The organism is Acidisphaera sp. L21 (assembly GCF_009765685.1).
In the GTDB taxonomy this organism is placed as follows: Bacteria; Pseudomonadota; Alphaproteobacteria; order Acetobacterales; family Acetobacteraceae; genus LMUY01.
In genome coordinates this window covers 335,253-337,603 of sequence record NZ_LMUY01000145.1, presented here as the reverse complement: position 1 = coordinate 337,603, position 2,351 = coordinate 335,253, and the positions used below count along the sequence as shown (strand labels likewise).

At 66.1% G+C, this 2,351-nt stretch carries 3 protein-coding genes; 2 read left to right on the top strand and 1 reads right to left on the bottom strand.

What is annotated here, in order from left to right; translation table 11 throughout:
* Together ettA and GSQ76_RS28125 are read left to right on the top strand one after the other, a co-directional pair.
* Positions 1–1,598, top strand: a 1,598-nt coding sequence (ettA, locus tag GSQ76_RS28130) for an energy-dependent translational throttle protein EttA (protein ID WP_158747359.1), incomplete at its 5' end; no start/stop codon positions are given.
* 37 nt (positions 1,599–1,635) lie between these two features.
* Positions 1,636–2,115 (top strand): GNAT family N-acetyltransferase, encoded by a 480-nt coding sequence (locus GSQ76_RS28125; RefSeq protein ID WP_254070677.1) that lies wholly within the window; start codon positions 1,636–1,638, stop codon positions 2,113–2,115.
* A gap of 4 nt (positions 2,116–2,119) precedes the next feature.
* Here the strand turns inward: GSQ76_RS28125 and GSQ76_RS28120 are convergent.
* Positions 2,120–2,351, bottom strand: a 232-nt coding sequence (locus tag GSQ76_RS28120) for a hypothetical protein (protein ID WP_158747357.1), incomplete at its 5' end; no start/stop codon positions are given.

Below are 2,351 nucleotides of genomic sequence, written 5' to 3'. Positions count from 1 at the left end.
CGCTATCCTTCCTGCCCGGCGTGAAGATCGGCGTGCTCGGCGTCAACGGGGCGGGCAAGTCCACCCTGCTGAAGATTATGGCCGGGCGTGAGTTGGAGTATGGCGGCGAGGCCTGGGCGGCCGAGGGCGTTCGCGTGGGTTACCTGGAGCAGGAACCCCATCTCGACCCCGACAAGACCGTGGCCGAGAACGTCATGCTGGCATTTGGCCCGCTGAAGGCCGCCATCGACCGGTTCAACGCCATCAGCGAAGAATTCGCCGAGCCGATGGATGACGACAAGATGAACACGCTGCTCGCCGAACAGGCCGAGCTGCAGGAAAAGATCGACGCCGAGGACGGCTGGGAGCTGGATCGCAGGATCGAGATCGCGCTCGACGCCCTGCGCTGCCCCCCGCCGGACAGCCCCGTCACCAAACTGTCGGGTGGTGAGCGGCGCCGCGTGGCGCTGTGCCGCCTACTGCTGGACAAGCCGGAATTGCTGTTGCTGGACGAGCCGACCAACCATTTGGACGCCGAAAGCGTCGCCTGGCTGGAAAAGACGCTGCGCGAGTACGTCGGCACGGTCATGATCGTCACCCACGATCGCTACTTCCTGGACAACGTCACCAACTGGATCCTGGAGATCGAGCGCGGCCGCGGCTATCCGTTCGAGGGCAATTACTCGTCCTGGCTGGAGCAGAAGCGCAAGCGGCTGAAGCAGGAGGAGAAAGAGGAAAGCTCCCGCCAGCGCGCCTTGGCCGCCGAGCAGGAGTGGATCCAGTCATCCCCGCGCGCCCGCCAGACCAAGAGCCGCGCGCGTATCGATAAATACGAGCAGATGCTGGCCAAATCGGCTGAGATGGCTGGCGGCACGGCTGAGATCGTCATCCCGCCTGGTCCACGCCTGGGTGGCACTGTCATCACGGCGGAGAACGTGCGCAAGGCATACGGCAACCACCTGCTGATCGACGATCTGAGCTTCAAACTGCCGCCCGGCGGCATCGTCGGCGTGATCGGCCCGAACGGCGCGGGCAAAACGACGATGTTCCGCATGATCACCGAGCAGGAGACGCCGGATGCGGGCAAGCTGGTCGTCGGCGAGACGGTGAAGCTGGGCTATGTGGACCAGTCCCGCGACAGCCTGGACGGCAGCAAGACCGTTTGGGAGGAGATCAGCGGCGGCACGGACGTGATCTATCTCGGCAAACGGGCGGTGCAGTCCCGTGCGTATGTCGGCGCCTTCAACTTCAAGGGATCGGACCAGCAGAAGCGGGTTGGCGTGCTGTCCGGTGGTGAGCGCAACCGCGTGCATCTGGCCAAAATGCTGAAGAGCGAGAGCAACGTCATCCTGCTGGACGAGCCGACCAACGATTTGGACGTCGACACGCTGCGTGCGTTGGAAGAGGCGCTGGCCGAGTTCGCCGGGTGCGCGGTGATTATCAGCCATGACCGCTGGTTCCTGGACCGCCTGGCTACGCATATCCTAGCCTTCGAGGGCGACAGCCATGTCGAATGGTTCGAGGGCAACTTCCAGGCCTATGAGGAAGACAAGCGACGCCGCCTGGGTGAGGCCAGCACCGACCCCCACCGCATCAAATACCGCCCGCTCGCGCGGTAAGGTCGACCGCCGGGTGCACCCGCTCCGGACCGGGCGGATGGTGCTGACCCCGTATCAACACCAGGATCTCTCGGAATTGGCCGTGTTCAAGGCGGATCCGCGGGTCTGGGCGATGATGCTGGGCGGCGTCCGGACTCCGCAGCAGACTGCCGACGAACTGGCGGGTGAGTTGGCGTTCTGGGCGTCGCACGACATCGGCATGTGGACGGCGCGAGACCTCGAGGGGAGGCTGCTGGGTGTGACCGGGCTGCATGCACGGCCGGACGCGCGCGGGATCGCGCTGCGGTTCGCGTTCGATCCCATCGTGCAGGGCCGTGGGCTGGCGCGGGAAGCGGCGGCCGCGGTGCTGCGCGACGGGCATGAACGGGCGGGGCTGACGCGCATCGTGGCCATTGCCCGCGAGACCAATATCGGCTCCCGCACAGTGCTAGGCGGCATCGGCATGCGGGAGGTTACGACGTTCCAGCAGGCCGGGCACACGATGCTGATGTTCGAAAGCGAACGCCCGACCCGTTGATGGCCTACCGCCGCCGGGTGAGCCCGGCGACCGCGGCTGCCACCTGGTCGGCACACAGCGCCACGCCGCCGATATCGGTCATCTCCAGCAAGGTTCGGGCTGCCATTCGGGACAGGTCGATTGCCTGGCGCCGGGCGTGCAGGGTGTCGATCTGGCGCACCACATCCAACAGCCCGCGGGCGTAATGGTCTGGCGTGTGCTGGTGTTCCAGCACAGCGCGGCCGCGCAGCCCGGCC

Excerpts from the sequence above, each read along its gene's own strand:
- GSQ76_RS28125 (WP_254070677.1), top strand. The coding sequence starts at position 1,636 with ATGGTGCTGACCCCGTATCAACACCAGGATCTCTCGGAATTGGCCGTG.